This window comes from Ensifer sp. SSB1 (assembly GCF_016652895.1).
Taxonomy (GTDB): domain Bacteria; phylum Pseudomonadota; class Alphaproteobacteria; order Rhizobiales; family Rhizobiaceae; genus Ensifer.
The window spans coordinates 1-2,231 of the sequence record NZ_JAEPRP010000348.1 but is presented as its reverse complement, the minus strand read 5'-3'; the positions used below and the strand labels follow the sequence as shown (position 1 = coordinate 2,231).

General features: G+C 58.3%; 2 protein-coding genes. One reads left to right on the top strand and one right to left on the bottom strand.

What is annotated here, in order from left to right; translation table 11 throughout:
- On the top strand, positions 1-828 hold an 828-nt coding region (locus I8N66_RS37155; RefSeq protein ID WP_291165541.1), incomplete at its 5' end, for a DUF2950 domain-containing protein.
- Positions 829-940: 112 nt separating this feature from the next.
- Here I8N66_RS37155 and I8N66_RS37150 read toward each other — a convergent pair.
- Positions 941-2,038 carry a histidine kinase gene (locus tag I8N66_RS37150; RefSeq protein WP_291165539.1) on the bottom strand — a complete coding sequence of 366 codons (1,098 nt, stop codon included), beginning with the start codon at positions 2,036-2,038 and terminating at the stop codon, positions 941-943.
- Positions 2,039-2,231: the final 193 nt, after the last annotated feature.

The window sequence follows — 2,231 nt, the reverse complement described above, 5'->3', positions numbered from 1 at the left end:
GACGAAGATCCTCCGGTCTTCGATGACCCGGCCAAGGCGGTCGACGAATTCAAGGCGAAGCTCGCCGCCAATGACTTCGACGGTCTCGCAAAACTTCTCGGGCTCAATGCCGAGAAGCTGAAGGCCGGTGAAGGGGCGATGGATACCTTTGCGCTCATCCGCGAAGGTGCCGCCCGCAATGTCACCGTGAATGATCTCGAAGGACGCAAGATTATCCAGATCGGCGATCGGCTCTGGCCGCTGCCATTCCCGATCACCAAGGGCGAAGATGGCAAATGGGCCTTCGACACCTATGTCGGGCTTGAGGAAATTCTCAATCGCCGCGTCGGCGAGAACGAACTCGAAGCGATCGACACCGTTCAGGCCTACGTCGATGCCCAGACGGAATATGCCTCCAAGGACCGCGATGGCGATGGCGTGCTCGAATATGCCCAGAAGCTGATCAGTAGCCCGGGCCTGACGGATGGGCTCTACTGGCCTGCCGACCAGGGCGATGGTGAAAGCCCGGTCGGCGATGCGATCAGCGAAGCTGCGCTGGAGAAGGCGAAGGCCGGCCAAGGATACTTCGGCTACCGTTTCCGCATCCTGACGTCACAGGGCGACAACATCGCCGGCGGCCGGTACGACTATGTCATCAACGGCAACATGATCGGCGGCTTCGCCTTGATCGCCTCGCCGGTGAGCTATGCCGAGACCGGCGTCAAGACCTTCGTCGTCAACCAGCAAGGCATCGTCTACGAACGCGATCTCGGGCCGAATACCGAAGAGATCGTGCCCTTCATCGACCGCTTCGATCCCGACGACAAATGGGACGTCGTGCCCGATTGAACGGTAATCGCGACTGACGATTTTTTGCCAGGCTGGACATCGTCCGGCTTGGGTCGAAGGCGGCTGCAGCGCTCAGCATCGATTGTCGAGCTTGCTGCCGATTGTCGATTGCCTATGCTTCCCCTTGCCCAATTCTGAACGGCATATGCAGCGAAACGCGATAGCGCGTCGGTCCGACATGGCCGGCGGTCAATGATGCACCCTCAGGGAAATGCGTCCTGACTCGATGAGCGACATTGGCAAGGCCGATGCCAAGCCCCTCTCCCGCCCTGCCGGAGACGGATGCGGCTACGTCATTTTCGACGGAAAGATTGAGGGTCTCCTCGACGCGGCTCGCCTGGATGTGAATTTCGACATCGCCGACGGAACGGCCGACGCCATGCTTTACCGCGTTCTCGACAAGCGGCTGCAGGATCAGGCTTGGCACCATCGCACGCTTGAGTTCAGGAGGGATGTCGATACGAACGACCATGCGATCGGAAAACCGCTCTTTCTCGATATCGAGATACTCTCTCTGCAGGGCCATCCCGTCCACAAGCCGCAATTCGCGCATTGGATCGAGTTGCAGCGTCGACCGCAGAAATCCCGAGAGCGACATGAGCATTCGCTCCGCCCGTTGTGATGCCCCCTCCTCCACCAGGCCGGTGATGGAATTGAGCGTGTTGAAGAGAAAATGCGGATTTTTCTGATATTGCAAAGCGCGCATCTGCGCCGCCAAGGCCTCTTCGCGCGAGGCAATCAGTTTCAGATCCCGGTCGCGGATGTCCATGTGATTGAGCAGCGCGACAAAGAGGAATGACCAGCCAAAGAAGATCGACATGCGGTAACAGACCGCATAGCCGTAATCCATGATATTGAACGGCACGACCGCAGGCGACATGATCACCGTGTAGAGGTAGTAGTCGAGCAGGGACATCCCGAGCGAACTGATCAGGGAAAGCAGCAGGCACACGAAGATTTGCGTGGCGTAGCGATGCTTTCTCATTCGGCTGAGCAAGAGCGCAAACAGAATGGCCAGAACGACAAAGACTGCTTCGAGCACGAGCTTTCCGAGGAACGGCTTGAGCGGATTGTCACCGATTGTGAGCCAGATCGGACTGCTGATCAGCAACTCGGCAGCCGCATAGATCAAGGCCAGGCGCAGGTCGTCGCGGGAAATCGACGTCCATCCAGGAAGCTGTCGGTCGGAATGGTGAAGTGCTTCATGCAAACCCTGTCATGCTGATTTTAGACGGCCATGTCCGAGCGATTGTGTCGCCGGGAGGACAAAGTGGTGGAGCTATTTGAAAGTGCAAACAAGGAAATTTGGCAACTAAAAGGATCAGCAAGCGACTTCAGCCCGCGCGAAGATTGCGTCCGCGTAGCGGGGGATTGGGACGTGGTCTGCGATGGTGGGCGCGCTG